Source organism: Burkholderia sp. THE68, assembly GCF_009938265.1.
Lineage (GTDB): Bacteria > Pseudomonadota > Gammaproteobacteria > Burkholderiales > Burkholderiaceae > Caballeronia.
The window spans coordinates 126,766-142,484 of sequence record NZ_AP022318.1; the positions used below are offsets into that span (position 1 = coordinate 126,766).

Below are 15,719 nucleotides of genomic sequence, written 5' to 3' on the forward strand. Positions count from 1 at the left end.
TAAGCCCGGCTAACACCCATGTTGAAGCGCTACCCTTCGATCCAGTCGATGCAGGCCTTTCTGCAGGCGGCACGCGCCGGCAGCTTTTCGAGCGCGGCGCGGCAGTTGTCGCTCACGCACAGCGCGATCAGCCAGCAGATCCGCACGCTCGAAGAGTTCGTCGGTCAGCCGCTGTTCGTGCGCGAGGGCGCGCGCGTCGTGCTCACCGATGCGGGCGCGCTCTTCGCCAACCAGCTGGGCGACGGCTTCGAGCAGATCGACCGTGCGTTGTCGTCGGTGAAGGAGCGCGCGGTGAAGCACTCGATCACGCTCGACGTCGATCCCGAACTCGCGCAAAGCTGGCTCGTCGCACGTTTGCCCGCGTTGCTCGGCGCGTTGACGGGCACTTCGCTAACGATGCTGTCCGCGCCGCGTCACGATCGCAGCGCCTTCGAGCGCGTGGATCTCGCGCTGCGTTACGGCTATGGCGAATGGGATGGTTTCGAGAATGCGCTGATCTGCGGCGACCGTCTGACGGTCATGGGCTCGCCCGCCCTGCTGAACGCGCGAGGGCTCGCGGCACCGCTCACGCCGGAACAGGTGCTCGCGCTGCCTTTGCTCGGCTACACCAAGCGCTCATGGATTCCGTGGCTCGCTGCCGCCGGCCTGCCGGAAGTGGAACCGCATGCGCTCGCTGTCTTCGACAACGCCGCGGGGCTTATCGCGGCCGCGAGCGCGGGCGTGGGCGTCGGCCTTGCGCGCGGCCTGCTCGCCGCCGATGCGCAACGCGACGGCAGGCTGATCGAACTCACGCAGGTCGAGATCCCGACGCACTACAACCTCTACGCCGTGTGGCCGCGCGAGAAGTCGGCGCGCGTCGCGCCGCTCGTCGATGCGATACGTGAACTCGTCGCGCAAACGGTCAACGCGCGCCCCCGGAGTTGACGACATCGCGCACCGTATCGAGAAACCGCGCCAGCACGGGCGACGGCGTTTCCGCGCGATAACGCGCATGCAGCGACACTTCGGGACGCGGCGCCGCGAGCGGCACGAATGCAACGCCGCCGCCCGACAACTGCTGCGCCGATGCAGGCAGCAACGCAACGCCAAGCCCTTCGCGCACGAGACATAGAAGCGTGTGCAGTTCCACGACTTCCTGCTCGATGCGCGGCGTGAATCCCGCTTCGACGCAACAGTCGCGTAGAAACCGCGCGAGCTGCGACTGCAGCAAGCCGAACGACAGAAAGCGCTCGGTTTCGAGCTCGCGCAACGCGATCTCGCCGCGTGAAGCGAACGGATGCGACAACGGCAACGCGACCACCGCCGGTTCGCGCAACACCACTTCGCTGACGATCTCCGGATCTTCGTGCGATACGCGAAAGAAGCACACATCGAGCCGCCGTTCCTTCAACGCCTGAATCTGCGCGGCCGGCGTCATCTCGTGCAGCGTCCACCTCACTTGCGGATGATTGCGCGCGAACACGCCGAGCGCGCGTGGTATCGGCTCGACCATCGCCGAGCTGATGACGCCGATCTCAAGGCTCCCCACTTCGCCGCGCCCCGCGCAACGCGTGAGATCGATCGCGCGCTCGAACTGCGCGAAGATCAGCGGCGCCTGTTCCTTCAGTGTTTTCCCTGCCTCGGTAAGTTCGACGCGATGTTGCGAGCGCAGAAAGAGCGCAGTGCCCATCTCCTCTTCGAGGATGCGGATCTGCTGACTCAATGGCGGCTGCGAAATGTGCAGCCGCGCGGCTGCGCGGCCGAAATGCAGTTCATCGGCGAGCACCGCGAAGTACCGCAAAAGCCGCATGTCCATATCGTCAACGTATCAAGATCGTGATCAAAAAATATTGTACAGAGCGTACATAACTTGTGAGACTGCATCGCAAGCAGCAGTGCACATCAGTGTGACACTCGATGCCGGCGAGGGGAAGACGCAGCACATCGCGTCTTGCAAAAGGCCGCATGGGCAAGCTCGCGAGAGCTTTCGTTCCATCGATGCGCCTGCCCGCGATCCGGCAACTGGACACGCCAGTTCCCCTCAAGGAGATCGAGACCATGATCATCGACACAAGCTGTTATCCGACCAATCTCGTCGACCTCGCCTGGCGCCATGACGGCGAGCCGTTTTCCGGCGAGCGCCTGATCGAGGTGATGGACGGACCGTACATCATCAACGGCAAGCCACGCCGTATCGACAAGGCTTTCATTCAGCCGCCGCAAGGCAACACCATCTATACGTGGACCGACGGCGTGCGCTCCGGCCGCGAGTCGATCGACGACTATATGGCCTATACGGTCGAGCTCACGCAGAAGTATCCCGACCGACTGCTCGGCTGCTTCGTCTATAACCCGCGCTGCGGCCCGCAGAACGGCGCCGACGCGATCGAGTTCTATGCGAAGGAGCACGGCTTCAGGATGGTGCAGTTGCAGGCCAACATGCATGCGTATCGTCCCGACCGCGCGCTCGACTGGCTGCGCCCGGCGTTGCGCAAATGCGCGGACCTCGGGCTGATCGTGAAACTGCATACCGGCGACGGTCCCTACAGCATTCCGAGCGAATGGTATCCGCTGATCCGCGAGTTTCCGTCGGTGCCGTTCATCATGGCGCACTTCGGCGTGCAGACCGGCGGCGTGTATTGCTTCGAGCCGTATCAGATGGCGCTCGATACGCCGAACGTGTATTGCGAGTCGAGCTGGTGCCTGCAATCGCGCATCGTCGAGTTCGCGAAGGTGTTGCCCACGCACAAGATCCTGTACGGCTCGGACACGCCGCCCAACGAACCGGGCATGTGGCTGCGCCTGCTCGAAGTGCTCTGTCACGAGCCGCCGCAAGGCCTCAACCTCGACGAAGACACGCTCGAGGACTATCTCGGCAACAACCTCGCGCGCATGCTCGGCATCGAACCGAGCGCGCCGCCGCGAAGCGTCGAGGAAGCACAGGCCTATCTCGACCAATGCAAAGAATCTGACTACGCAGGAGCGCGCTGATGATCATCGATACCCATCTGCATCCGACCAATCTCGTCGACGAAGCCTGGCGGCACACGGGCGAGCCCTTCACCGGCGAACGCCTGCTGAAGATGATGGACGGCCCGTACATCATCAACGGCAAGCCGCGCCGTATCGACATGGGCTTCATTCAGCCGCCGCCGGGCAACACCGGCTATCGCGACGGCAACCGGCGCGGGCGTGAAGGCATTCGCGATTACATGTCGTATATCGCCGAGCTTACGCAGAAGTATCCGGACCGCTTCATCGGCAACTTCACGTATAACCCGCGCTGGGGTCCGGAGAACGGCGCGGCCGAACTCGAATTCCACGTGAAGGAATACGGCTTCAAGATGCTCAAGCTGCACGCGAACATGCATGGTTATCGGCCGGACCGCGCGCTCGACTGGCTGCGCCCCGCGATGAAGAAATGCGCGGAGCTGGGCGTCGTCGTGCTGATCCATACCGGCGATGGTCCGTACACGATTCCGACGCAGTTCTATCCGATCATCCGCGAATTCCCGATGGTGAACTTCATCATCGGTCACTTCGGGATTCAGACGGGCGGCAATTACTCGTTCGAAGCCTTCTGGATGGCGATGGATACGCCCAACGTCTATTGCGAATCGGGCTGGTGCTATCAGTCGCGCATCGTCGAATTCGCGCGTCAGTTGCCGCGCAACAAGATCGTGTTCGGCACCGATTCGCCGCCGAACGAGCCGGGCATGTGGCTGCGCGAACTTGAAATGCTGTGCGGTCCCGCGCCGCAGGGCATGGATCTCGACGAGGAAGGCCTCGAAGACTACATGGGCAACAACATCGCACGGCTGGTCGGCATCGAACCGACGAAACCGCCGAAAGACCTTGCCGAAGCGGAGAAGCGATTGAAGGCGACCTACGTGAAGAGCGACGAAGTCGCGCAGACAGCCTGACATCACGCGGGGCGCGGTTGCGCACGCGCCCCTTCTTCCTTCCGACGGAGCTCACGATGGCCGATAACCTCTTTCGCGCCACGCAGGACTTTCATTGCTTCGCGCTTGCTTATCGCGAGCGTTATCCGGACGACGTGCTGACGCTCACGCAGCCGCTGTCCGCCGATCAGGATGTCACGGCGGTCGTCGCGGCGCTCGCATCACGCGGACAGCATCCGATGCTGGTGTGCGAGAACGTCGAAGGCATCGGCACGCCTCTGGCGACCAACTTCTTCGCCTCGCGTGAGCGCATCGGCCGCTTGTTCGACGTCGATGCGCGCGGTCTCTTCGACGCCTGGCAACAGCGCGCGAATGCGCCGATCGCGCCTGTGCATGTGGCAAGCGGCCCGGTGCTCGATGAAGTCATCGAGGCCGACGCCGTCGATCTCGCGCAACTGCCGATGATCCGCCACTTCGCCACCGATCGCGGCCCGTACATCACGAACGCCGTGATCGTCGCGGAAGATCCGGTGACGGGCATCGCCAATCTCAGCTATCACCGCTCGATGCGCCACGCGAGGAACGCGCTTGCGACCAGCCTGCATTCGCGCGGCCACTTGTGGCGCATGTTGCAGACGGCGCAGACGCGCGGCGACACGCTGAAGGTCGCGATGGTCATCGGCGCGCATCCGTTGTTCATGCTCGCTGCGGCATCGCGCGTGCCTTTCGGAGCCGATGAGCGCGCGATCGCCGGCGGACTCTTCGGCGCACCGCTGGAACTCGTGCGTACGCCGCGTCACGGCATCGGCGTGCCCGCCGCCGCGGAGTTCGTGCTCGAAGGCACGATCGATCCCGAAGCGCGCGCCGAGGAAGGCCCGTTCGGCGAATTTACGGGCTATTCGTCGGACCGTTCGACCAACAACGTGTTGCGCGTGGACACGATGATGCGCCGTCGCGATGCGTGGCTCGTCGATGTCGTCGGCGGTCCGTATGCCGAGCATCTCACGCTCGCTCGCCTGCCGCGCGAAGCGGAGATGAGCGAGAAGCTGAAGGCGCGCTTTCCTTCCGTCACGGCGCTGCACTATCCGAACTCCGGCACGCACTTTCATTGCTATGTCGCGTTGAAACAGACGCGCGATGGCGAAGCGCGTCAGATCATGCTCGCGCTGCTCGGCTGGGACCCGTATCTCAAGCACGTCGTGGCCGTCGATAACGATATCGACATCACGGACGATTCACAGGTGCTGTGGGCGATCGCCGCGCATGCCCAGCCGCATGAGGACGTGTTCATCGTCGGCGGCTTGCCGGGCAGTCCGCTCGATCCCTCTTCGTCCGTGGATGGCACGACCTCGCGCATGGGCATCGACGCGACGCGCGGTTCGCATTTCGACGGCATACGCGCGCGCATCGGCGAGGATGCGATGCGTCGCGCGGAAGAGATTCTCCAAGGAGCCACGCGATGAGCACGCGACGCATCGCGGTCGGCATCAGCGGCGCGTCGGGTTTCGTGTACGGCGTGCGGCTGCTGGAATGGCTGCGCGAACTCGATATCGAAACGCACCTGACCATCTCGCGCAGTGCGCTTCTCACGATGTCGCACGAAACCGACTACAAGCTCGCCGATGTCAGCGCGCTCGCAAGCCACACGTATCGATGCGACGACATGGCCGCCGCCATTTCGAGCGGCTCGTTCCGCACGCTCGGGATGATCGTCGCGCCGTGCTCGATGAAGACGCTCGCCGAAATCGCCAGCGGACTCTCATCGAGCCTCATCTCGCGCGCCGCCGACGTCACGCTCAAGGAGCGCCGCCCGCTCGTGCTGCTCGCACGCGAAACACCGTATACGCTGGCGCATCTGCGCAACATGGTCGCCGTCACGGAGATGGGCGGCATCATCTCGCCGCCGGTGCCCGCGTTCTACGCGCGCCCCGCTTCACTCGACCAGATGATCGATCACACGCTCGGGCGCGTGCTCGATCTGTTCGGCCTCGAATGCAACGGAGTGCGCCGCTGGAAGGAACACGAAGCCTGACTGACTCGAAGACTCAAAGGAGACATGCAATGACTCACATCCACACCACGCATAACGCATTCGACAAGATTCCCGTCACGGTGCTGACCGGCTTTCTCGGCGCGGGCAAGACCACGCTGCTCAACTACATCCTGCGCGAAAAGCACGGTCACAAGATCGCGGTGATCGAGAACGAGTTCGGCGAAGTCGGCATCGACGGCGGACTCGTGCTCGAATCGACTGAAGAGATCTATGAAATGACCAATGGCTGCGTGTGCTGCGTCGGCGCGGTGCGCGAGGACCTCGTGCGTATCGTGAGGATGCTCGTCGAGCGGCCCGAACGGCTGGATCACATCATCGTCGAGACGAGCGGGCTCGCCGACCCCTATCCGGTTGCGCAGACCTTCTTCATCGACGATCCGATCGCGCAGCGCGTGACGCTCGACGCCGTCGTCACGATGGTCGATGCGAAGCATATCGCCGCGCATCTCGACGATCTCGTTCTCGATGGCCGCGACAATCAGGCCGTCGACCAGATCGTCTGCGCGGACCGCATCGTGATCAACAAGGTGGACCTGGTGACGCCGCAGGACATCGCGACGCTCACGGAGCGACTTCGCGGGCTCAATGCGACGGCCGAGATCGTCGAGTCGAGCTACGCGCAGATCGATCTGCGCGGCATTCTGGGCGTGGGCGCGAATGAGTTCGCGCAACAACTTGTCGAAGCGGACGATCACCATGACCACCACGACCACGATCATCATGAAGAAGGCCATGACGATCATCATCACGACGACACCGTTACATCGGTCGGCATCGAAGTCGACGCGGATGTCGATCTCGACGCGCTGCAGGCGTGGCTTGCCGAACTGCGCGCATCGGACGCGACGAATCTGTTCCGCATGAAGGGCATCTTCGCGGTGAAGGGCCAGCCGTATCGCTACGTGCTGCAAGGCGTGCACGACATCGTCGAATTGCGCGCGGCGCAGGCTTGGGGCAGCGAGCCGCGCTCGTCGCGCATGGTGTTCATCGGACGCGAGCTCGACCGCGCCGCACTGACCGAGCGCTTCCATGCCTGTCTCGCCGTGCCGCTCATGGCCTGACGAACCAGGCCGCCGATAAAGATAATCAGGAGACACGTGATGAACACCGACCAACACCCCGTCGATCGCGTCCTGCCCAAACGGCAGATGATCACGCTCGGCCTGCAGCACATGCTCGTCGCATATATCGGCGCGATTGCCGTGCCGTTGATCGTCGCATCCGCATTGAAGATGTCGCCCGCCGACACCACCGTGCTCATCAGCACGGCGCTCTTCTGCTCGGGCATCTCGACGGTGCTGCAGACCGTCGGGTTCTGGAAGTTCGGCGTGCGCCTGCCGATCCTGCAAGGTGTCGCGTTCAGCAGCGTGGGCCCGGTCATCGCGATCGGCATGAGTCCTGGCGTCGGCTTCGCGGGCGTGTGCGGCGCGGTGATCGGCGCGGGCGTGTTCACGATGTTCGCCGCGCCGCTCGTCGGACGCTTGCGCCGCTTCTTTCCGCCAGTCGTGACGGGCTGCATCGTCACCGTGATCGGCCTGCAGCTCTTTCCGGTCGCGTATCAGTGGGCGGGCGGCGGCGAGCATGCGCAGCAGCACTTCGGCGCGCTGCCGTATCTGAGCGTCGCGTTGTTCGTCGCGCTGGTGATCCTTGCGATCAACCGCTTCGCCAATGCGTTCCTGCGCAATCTATCGGTGCTGATCGGCCTGATCGGGGGCAGCGCGCTGGCCTGCGCGCTCGGCATGGGCGACTTCCGCAATGTTGCCGACGCGCCGTGGTTCACGATGCCGCTACCGTTTCACTTCGGCATGCCGGTGTTTTCCGTGGTGCCCGTACTGACCATGATCGTCGTGATGGTCGTGCAGATGGTCGAGTCGATGGGTCTCTTCGTCGCGATCGGCGATATCGTCGACAAGAACATCAGCGAAGAGGACGCGGTGCGCGGCATGCGTGCAAACGGACTCGCGAGCGCGATTGCGGGGATGTTCGCTGCGTTCCCGTTCATCGCATTCATGGAGAACGTGGGCCTCGTCATTCTGACCGGCGTGCGCAGCCGATGGGTCGTCGCGGTGAGCGGCGTGCTCATGTGCGTGGTCGCGCTGGTGCCCAAGTTCGGCGCGGTGGTGGCCTCGACGCCGGCGGCCGCGCTCGGCGGCGCGGGCATCGCGATGTTCGGCGTGGTGGTCGCCGCGGGCGTGCAGACGCTCGCGAAAGTGGACTTCGAGCGCAATCGCTACAACGTGCTGATCGTCGGCTTCACCATTGCGACCGCGCTGATTCCCGTGATGGCGCCACAGGTCTTCAGGCAGATGCCCGAGTGGACGCAGCCCTTCGTGCACAGCGGCGTGGTGCTCGCGTGTCTCGTATCGGTCGTGCTGAACGCCGTGCTCAACGGCGCGCACGAAGATGACGTCGTGCCCGCGCACAACATGGTGCGCGAGTAAAACATGATGACAGGACAAACCTTCATGAACACGCAAAACCAAGCATTGCTAATCAAACGACCGGTTGCCGTAATGAGCGGATTGCGCGGCGATGCCGCGCGTCTCGGTCAGGTCGACATTCGCATCCGTCACGGCATCATCGAAGCCATTGCGCCGGATCTGGAAGCACGCGACGGCGAACGCGTCATCGATGCGCGTTCCTGTGTCGTCTATCCGGGCTGGGTGAACACGCATCATCATCTGTTCCAGAATCTGCTGAAAGCCGTGCCTTCGGGCATCAACGCAGATTTGCAGGAATGGCTCGCAGCGGTCCCTTATCCGCGCCTCGCACGCTTCACGCCGGACCTCGCGCGTGTCGCCGCACGCCTTGGCATGGCCGAACTGCTGTTGTCGGGCGTGACGACGTGCGCGGATCATCACTATCTCTATCACGCGGATGGCACCACGGAGACGGGCGATCTGCTGTTCGACGAAGCGGCGTCGTTCGGCCTGCGCTTCGTGCTCTGTCGCGGCGGCGCGTTGCAGGCGGCGGGCGATCATCCCGGCTTCTCGAAGGTCGCGCTGAAACCCGAGACGCTCGATCAGATGCTTGCCGATATCGAACGCCTGAAAACGCGCTATCACGATGCCCGCGCGGCATCGATGCGCCGCGTCGTGGTCGCACCCACCACGCCGACCTTCTCGCTGCCGCCCGCGCTGTTGCCCGAAATCGCGCGCGCGGCGCGCGGCATGGGTCTGCGCATGCACACGCATCTTTCGGAGACGCGGCGCTATGTCGACTTTTGCCGCGAACGCTTCGACAAGCTGCCGGTCGAGTTCGTCGCCGAGCACGAATGGCTCGGCCCCGATGTATGGTTCGCCCATCTCGTGCATCTCGAAGCGAGCGAGATCGCGATGCTCGCCGAAACCGGCAGCGGTTGCGCGCACTGCCCCGTCAGCAACGCGCGGCTCGGCAGCGGCATCGCCCCCGCGCCGCAGATGGCCGCGGCAGGCGTGCCGATGTCGCTCGCGGTGGATGGCGTGGCATCGAACGAGTCGGGCAGCATGATCAACGAGGCGCACTTCGCGTGGCTCGTGCATCGCGCGGCGCAGGGCGTCTCGGCGACGACCGTCGAGGAGACTATTCATTGGGGCAGCGCGGGCGGTGCGGGCGTGCTCGGTCTCGATGCAGTCGGCACACTCGAAGTCGGCAAGGCCGCGGACCTCGTCCTGTACGACATCGATGATCCGCGCTTCTACGGCTATCACGATCTCGCGGTGGCGCCGGTGACGTCGGGCGAGCCTGCGCGCGTGCGCTACAACGTCGTGAACGGCCGGGTAGTCGTCGATGACGGCGTGATTCCCGGACTCGATCTCGACGCGCTGCGCCACGAAGCCGCCGAGGGCGTGAAGATTCTACTGGCCGATTAGCGAGGCATCGCGATGCAAACGAAACGCATAAGACTCGGCATCCTGACGCCATCGTCCAACACCGCGCTGGAACCGCTTACCTGCGCGATGCTGAGCGCACTGCCGCACGTGAGCGCGCATTTCGCGCGCTTCACCGTGACCGAGATCAGCTTGCGCGATGCGGCGCTCGGCCAGTTCGACGTCCGCCGCATTCTCGAAGCCGCGCGCCAGCTCGCCGATGCGCGCGTGGACGTGATCGGCTGGAGCGGCACATCGGCGGGCTGGCTCGGCTTCGAGCGCGACGAGGCGCTATGCCGTCAGTTGACGGAAGCGACCGGCATTCCCGCGACCACATCCGTGCTCGCGTTGAACGAGATCCTCGCGCAGACGGGCGTGCGGCGCCTCGGCATCGTTTCGCCCTATATCGACGATGTGCAGACGCGCATCATCCGCAATTACGAAAGACTCGGCATCGAATGCGTGGCGGAACGGCATCTGGGTCTGAGCGAAAACTTCAGCTTCGCCGAGGTACCTGACGACGTTCTCGCCGAAATGATGCGCGAAGCCGCATTCGCGCGGCCCGATGCGGTGACGACGTTCTGCACGAACCTGCATGCCGCGCATCTGGCGCGACCATTCGAACGCGAGACGGACATTCCCGCTTACGACACGGTGGCCACTGTCGTGTGGAAAGCGTTGCGCATGCTCGACGTGGACACGTCGCCGCTATCGAGGTGGGGAACGATGTTCGATGTCACGCCACCTCGCCGCTCTTCTTTTGCGACCGGTATTCCGTCGGCGACATCAGAAACTGCTTTCTGAACACCTTCGAAAACCGTTCGCCGTTGGTGAGTCCGGTTCTGCGCGCGATCTTGTCTATCGGCAAATCGCTTTTGGCGAGCAGCTCGCAACTGAGATCGAGGCGTGCGCGCAGAAGATATTGCGAAGGCGTCAAACCCATTTCGCGCTTGAAGAGCCGCAGGAAGTTGCGTTCGCTCATCGCGACGGTACGCGCCGCGTCGCCGACGGAGATCGCACGTCCGCAGTTACGTTCGAGCCAGCGCGCCGATTCCTGCGCTTTCTCCGCGAGCGTGGTCGTTCCGATCGTGCTGAGCATGATCGGCAGATGCTGGTCGTTGCACGAGGCAAGGCGATCGGCGACCGATGTCGCGACGTCATAACCCAGATCGCGTTTGACGAGCGCAAGCGAATTGATCAGCGCATCGCCGCGTTCCGTCGACGGTCCGCTCTTCGACGCACCGGGATTCCATGCGCCGCGCTCCACCGAAGCCCAGGCGCGCCGCGACACGCCCGCTGCCGAGAGCAGCACGTCGCCGTTGCCGAGCGAGCTGACCACGCGGCTTTGCGAGCACGCGATCCTCAATACCTCGATGAGCCCCTCATCCGTGGCCGCACGGGCGACACCCGTTCCACCCGCGATATACAGGGCATCGAAGCCCTGAAACCGCTGACCGCCGAGCCGCTCGGTCCACACGCAAACGGACGACGAACAGGCGATCGCGCCACCGCGCGCCGAGACGAGGCGAACGCTATATCTCACGCTCTTGCTCGGACCGGATGACTGCAATTCGTTGGCGATATGAAGCGCCTCGGCAAGCGTGCCTGCGCCCAGCAGCGAGAATCCGTCGTACAACAGAATTCCTATTAGGCTTGTCACTCTCTCTTCCGATGAGTGATAAAGGCTGCTGATCTCTGCATCGCCGAAGGCTGTCGCGTGGGACATGGCGTTATCTCCCTATGTTTTCGGTTGCAGATTCACGCGGTAAATTCCGCACGATTCCGGCAGCGTAGTGTTCTATTCGGTACATCCTTTCCGCAGTGGCGGGCAAAAGCATGGTTTTGGCCGAGAACGGCGCGTCGGCCGACCGGCGCTTACGGCCCGTTGACATTCCTTACCTGCATTTCGATCATCCGATTTGGTTTGGATTGCCAAGTTATTTAAGTCGTCAATGGCGCGCAAACGTTATCGTCGTATGCACCATCGCGTGGAATAAGGTTATCGATTCGATGATCGCGCAGGCGAGACCCGCGTTTGAATGTCATCGGCCATCCGGCCAACATCTTGCCGAAATCCGTCACGCCAAAGGATGAAAACGGCACGACGACTACTCTTTTTTGTGAGCGTGCACATCTTTGGGGCTGTGCTTTCAATTCAAACGATACTCTGCCGGAGTCGCTCACATGAGCTTCAGCAAGCGATACTCGCAATACTATGATCTTTTCTATCACGAGAAGAACTACAAGGCGGAGGCAGCGTTCGTCACTGACCTCCTCGGCCGGCACGGAATCGTCGGCGGCAATCTGATGGATCTCGGTTGCGGAACCGGCCGGCATGCAGCCGAATTCGCAACGACAGGATTCAGCGTCGCCGGCGTGGACATGAGCGCGGATATGCTCGCCCGCGCCGATGCTCGACGCATCACGCTGCCGGGCATGGTCGCGAAGCGGCTGAAGTTTCAGCAAGGCGACGCGCGCACCGTCAGGACCGAAGAGCTCTACGACGCCGTGGTCTCGCTGTTTCATGTCGCGAGCTATCAGACGACCAACGCCGACTTCATGGCGATGTGCCACACCGCGGCCACGCATCTGCCGCGCTCGGGCCTCTTTCTCTTCGATTGCTGGTACGGTCCGGCCGTGCTCGCCGATCCGCCGAAAGTGCGCGTCAAACGTGCGTCGAGTGAAGATACCGCCGTGATACGCATCGCCGAGCCCATGATGCGTCCGCACGATAACACCGTCACAGTGAATTACACGATCCTCATGACGGACTGGCAAACGCAATGCGTCGAGACGGTGCTCGAGACACACGTCATGCGCTACATGTTCAAGCCGGAAGTGGAACTGATGCTGGACCTGAGCGGTTTTGAAGTGCTGGACAGCGTGCGATGGATGGGCGGCGAACTCAGCGCCGAGGATCTGTCAGCGACGTTCGTCGCGCGCAAGAGATGAAATCATGCATCGCGCCTTTCGCGCGATGCGTGTGAGTCAATAAGCGTTGCTATTGCGCATTCCCTTGAAGATCGTCGCCATGATGATCCGCATGTCGAGCGCGAACGACCAGTTCCCCAGATAGTACAAATCGTGCGCCACGCGCGCTTCCATCTTTTCTATCCGGTCCGTTTCACCGCGAAAGCCGTTGACCTGCGCCCAGCCCGTAATTCCCGGTTTGACCCGATAGCGATGGATATAGCCCGACACGACCTTCCGATACAGATCGTCGTGTTCGAGCGCGTGCGGACGCGGGCCCACGACGGACATGTCGCCGCGCAGGACATTGAAGAACTGCGGAAGTTCGTCCAGGCTCGTGCGCCGCAGGAACGCGCCCACACGCGTCACGCGCGGGTCGTCGCGCGTGGCCTGTCTCAGCACGCCGGCCTCTTCGATATGCATACGCATCGAACGGAACTTGTAGATGGTGAATTCATGCCCGTCGGCCCCTTTGCGGCGTTGCCTGAAGAACACGGGTCCGGGCGAACTCAGCTTCACCGCGATGGCGATGCAGATAAGAAGCGGCGCGACCGCGGTCAGCGCTGCGAGCGCGAAAAGGCGGTCGAACACATCTTTCTGCAGTAACGCCCTTTGCGAAAGCGGAGAAGCCACGAGATTGATCGCGGCCACGCCGAGCAGGTCTGTCACGCCGCTTTCGAAGAGCGCAAGACTGCGCACGTCGGGAATGAAACGCACGTTGACGAGATCTTCACGAAACTCGTTCACGAAACGCAGGATGGTTCGATCCTGCGATAGCGGCAATGCGAGCCACACTTCGTGCACATGTTGCTCGCGCACGTGCCTGACGAATTCGTCGAAATCATCGAAGACCGGTACGCGTGACGTGATCGGCACATCGGGCGATGCGTTGTAGACGGCGATCGTCCGAAAACCCGATTGATTCGCGCGCTCGATCCTGCGCATGATCGATTCACAGTGCTCGCCGCATCCCACCACGGCCACCTGATGAAAGTTCATGCCGGCCAGACGCATGCGCGCGAGCACCGCATGCGTAAGCAGGCGTCCCACGATCATCCAGGCGCCCGACATCGCGGTCCAGTAGGCGAACCAGAGGCGCGAGACATCGTCGAGCCGATGCAGCGAGAACATCAGCACGAGCACACAGGCCTGCACGACCAGCCACGCCAGCGATACGTGGCTCGCCAGAACCACCTTGCTGCGTCCGCGCCATGACTCGTATACGCCGAAGCCCGGGAACAGCACGAGTGCAAAGGCCGCGGCAATGGCGACGAACGGCATGTAATAGCCCGGCTCGGCGACGTTGTCGAACCTGATCCGCGACGCGATGGTCGCGCCGCCCACCACCATGGCGATATCGAAAAACCGCGCCAGCAATCCCTGAATATCGCGCATGTCTTTACCTCGGCTCCGAAGGCACTGTCGATGTGGTCAGATGCGGCCGTAGCAATCGTCGAGACGCACGATGTCGTCTTCGCCGAGATAGGAACCCGATTGCACCTCGATGATTTCGAGTTGCACCTTGCCCGGATTTTCCAGCCGATGGCGTACGCCGAGAGGAATGAAAGTGGATTCGTTTTCGGAGAGCAGAAACTTGTCGTCGCCGCGCGTCACGAGCGCCGTGCCGCGCACGACGACCCAATGCTCCGCGCGATGATGATGCATCTGCAGCGATAACCTCGCGCCCGGCGCCACGACGATACGCTTGACCTGAAAGCGTTCGCCGCGTTCGATCGAATCGTAAAAGCCCCACGGACGCCGCACCTTGCGATGCATCTCCGCTTCCGGCGCGTGCTGCTCGCGGATACGCGTGACCAGTTGCTTGATGTCCTGGGCATGTGCGCGATCCGCGACGAGCACGGCATCATCGGTATCGATGACCACGACGTTGGCCGTCCCCACACATGCGACCAACCGTCCGCCTTCGGAGCGCGCATAACTCGACGTCGCCCCTTCGAACACCACACGTCCGCTCGCGACGTTGCCGGACTCGTCCTTGTCCATCGCGTCCCATACGGCATCCCACGAGCCCAGATCCGACCATCCTGCCGCCAGCGGCACCACCACGCCCTTGCAAGGCGAACCGGCGTCGCCGATGTGCTCCATCACCGCGTAATCGATCGAGTCGGATGGCACGCGGCCGAACTGAAGCGGGCATGGACGAATGAAATGACCTTCGGCCTTGCCATCTTTCAGCGCGGCGGCGCATGTCGCATGCATCTCGCCGTTGAGGTGCTGGAGCGCCGCGAGCCACACGCTTGCCCGTACGATGAATATGCCGCTGTTCCACCAATAGCTCTGCGCCGCGACGTATTGCGCGGCGAGTTCGGCGGCGGGCTTTTCGACGAAACGATCGATCAGATGCGCGCCGTCATCGAGCGGCTCGCCGATGCGGATATAGCCGAAACCGGTATCGGGCCGCGTGGGCGGCACGCCGAGCGTCACGATCATGCCGCGCTCGGCATATTCCGCCGCGATTGCAATCGCGCCGTGCAGCGCGGCGATGTTCGAAATGGAATGATCAGACGGCATCGCCACCAGGATCGCATCCTCGTCCTGCGCGATGGCCGCGAGCGCTGCGAGTGTGAGTGCCGGCGCGGTATCGCGGCGCGCAGGTTCGACGATGATCCGCGCATCGACACCGCAGAGGCGCACCTGTTCTTCAGTCGTAAAGCGATGCTCCTCGCCGCACACGATGATCGGTTGTGCGTCGACGTCGAAGTTGCCCGCGAATCCTTCCATTCGTGTGACGGTAGCTTGCAGCAGTGAATCCCTTCCGACCACGCCGATCAGTTGCTTCGGGAACTGCTCGCGTGACATCGGCCACAGGCGTGTGCCCGAACCGCCCGCGAGAATGACCGGCACGATGCGACGGCAAGCCTGAATGCCCGGCTCTTGCGCACGCGTTGCATCTTCGGAACTCGTTGCGATTTCCATGGAGGAACTCCGTGATCATTCACATTCAAT

Annotated in this window: 14 protein-coding genes; 10 read left to right on the top strand and 4 right to left on the bottom strand. The window is 63.0% G+C overall.

Annotated features, from left to right (window positions below; genetic code table 11):
• Positions 1-18 precede the first annotated feature (18 nt).
• Positions 19-924: a LysR substrate-binding domain-containing protein gene (locus tag BTHE68_RS26560; RefSeq protein WP_162069306.1), complete on the top strand. Its 906-nt coding sequence runs from the start codon at positions 19-21 to the stop codon at positions 922-924.
• Here BTHE68_RS26560 and BTHE68_RS26565 read toward each other — a convergent pair.
• Positions 902-1,795, bottom strand: a complete 894-nt coding sequence (locus BTHE68_RS26565; RefSeq protein WP_162069307.1) for a LysR substrate-binding domain-containing protein — start codon at positions 1,793-1,795, stop codon at positions 902-904. The genes BTHE68_RS26560 and BTHE68_RS26565 overlap by 23 nt on opposite strands.
• A 242-nt stretch (positions 1,796-2,037) precedes the next feature.
• Between BTHE68_RS26565 and BTHE68_RS26570 the strand changes: the two genes are divergently transcribed.
• Genes BTHE68_RS26570 through BTHE68_RS26605 form a run of 8 tightly spaced genes read left to right on the top strand, consistent with a single transcriptional unit; the run spans position 2,038 to position 10,586 of the window.
• On the top strand, positions 2,038-2,970 hold the full coding sequence (locus BTHE68_RS26570) for an amidohydrolase family protein (protein ID WP_061177573.1): 933 nt from the start codon (positions 2,038-2,040) through the stop codon (positions 2,968-2,970).
• Positions 2,970-3,902, top strand: coding sequence for an amidohydrolase family protein (locus BTHE68_RS26575; protein ID WP_162069308.1), 933 nt, complete (start codon positions 2,970-2,972; stop codon positions 3,900-3,902). Before BTHE68_RS26570 ends, BTHE68_RS26575 begins: the two co-directional genes overlap by 1 nt.
• Before the next feature lie 56 nt (positions 3,903-3,958).
• A complete protein-coding gene (locus BTHE68_RS26580) occupies positions 3,959-5,344 on the top strand; it encodes a UbiD family decarboxylase (protein ID WP_162069309.1) in 1,386 nt (461 codons plus the stop codon).
• Positions 5,341-5,913 (top strand): UbiX family flavin prenyltransferase, encoded by a 573-nt coding sequence (locus tag BTHE68_RS26585; RefSeq protein WP_162069310.1) that lies wholly within the window; start codon positions 5,341-5,343, stop codon positions 5,911-5,913. Before BTHE68_RS26580 ends, BTHE68_RS26585 begins: the two co-directional genes overlap by 4 nt.
• A 29-nt stretch (positions 5,914-5,942) precedes the next feature.
• Complete coding sequence (locus tag BTHE68_RS26590) at positions 5,943-6,995, top strand: CobW family GTP-binding protein (RefSeq protein WP_162069311.1); 1,053 nt, start codon at positions 5,943-5,945, stop codon at positions 6,993-6,995.
• Between the two features lie 39 nt (positions 6,996-7,034).
• Positions 7,035-8,375 carry a nucleobase:cation symporter-2 family protein gene (locus BTHE68_RS26595; protein ID WP_162069312.1) on the top strand — a complete coding sequence of 447 codons (1,341 nt, stop codon included), beginning with the start codon at positions 7,035-7,037 and terminating at the stop codon, positions 8,373-8,375.
• A gap of 24 nt (positions 8,376-8,399) precedes the next feature.
• The gene (locus tag BTHE68_RS26600) at positions 8,400-9,785 is read left to right on the top strand and encodes an isoxanthopterin deaminase (protein WP_162069313.1); all 1,386 of its coding nucleotides are present in this window, start codon (positions 8,400-8,402) and stop codon (positions 9,783-9,785) included.
• A gap of 12 nt (positions 9,786-9,797) precedes the next feature.
• Positions 9,798-10,586: a maleate cis-trans isomerase family protein gene (locus BTHE68_RS26605; RefSeq protein ID WP_162069314.1), complete on the top strand. Its 789-nt coding sequence runs from the start codon at positions 9,798-9,800 to the stop codon at positions 10,584-10,586.
• On the opposite strand, the gene BTHE68_RS26610 is transcribed toward BTHE68_RS26605, so the two are convergent.
• The gene (locus BTHE68_RS26610) at positions 10,519-11,508 is read right to left on the bottom strand and encodes a GlxA family transcriptional regulator (RefSeq protein ID WP_162069315.1); all 990 of its coding nucleotides are present in this window, start codon (positions 11,506-11,508) and stop codon (positions 10,519-10,521) included. The two genes, BTHE68_RS26605 and BTHE68_RS26610, sit on opposite strands and share 68 nt — an antisense overlap.
• A gap of 458 nt (positions 11,509-11,966) precedes the next feature.
• Between BTHE68_RS26610 and BTHE68_RS26615 the strand changes: the two genes are divergently transcribed.
• Complete coding sequence (locus BTHE68_RS26615) at positions 11,967-12,734, top strand: class I SAM-dependent DNA methyltransferase (protein WP_162069316.1); 768 nt, start codon at positions 11,967-11,969, stop codon at positions 12,732-12,734.
• Positions 12,735-12,770: 36 nt separating this feature from the next.
• Here BTHE68_RS26615 and BTHE68_RS26620 read toward each other — a convergent pair whose 3' ends face one another.
• Both BTHE68_RS26620 and BTHE68_RS26625 read right to left on the bottom strand, forming a co-directional pair.
• Positions 12,771-14,147 (bottom strand): undecaprenyl-phosphate glucose phosphotransferase, encoded by a 1,377-nt coding sequence (locus BTHE68_RS26620; RefSeq protein WP_162069317.1) that lies wholly within the window; start codon positions 14,145-14,147, stop codon positions 12,771-12,773.
• A 36-nt stretch (positions 14,148-14,183) separates the two neighbouring features.
• Positions 14,184-15,689 carry a mannose-1-phosphate guanylyltransferase/mannose-6-phosphate isomerase gene (locus BTHE68_RS26625; protein WP_162069318.1) on the bottom strand — a complete coding sequence of 502 codons (1,506 nt, stop codon included), beginning with the start codon at positions 15,687-15,689 and terminating at the stop codon, positions 14,184-14,186.
• Between the last annotated feature and the right edge of the window lie 30 nt (positions 15,690-15,719).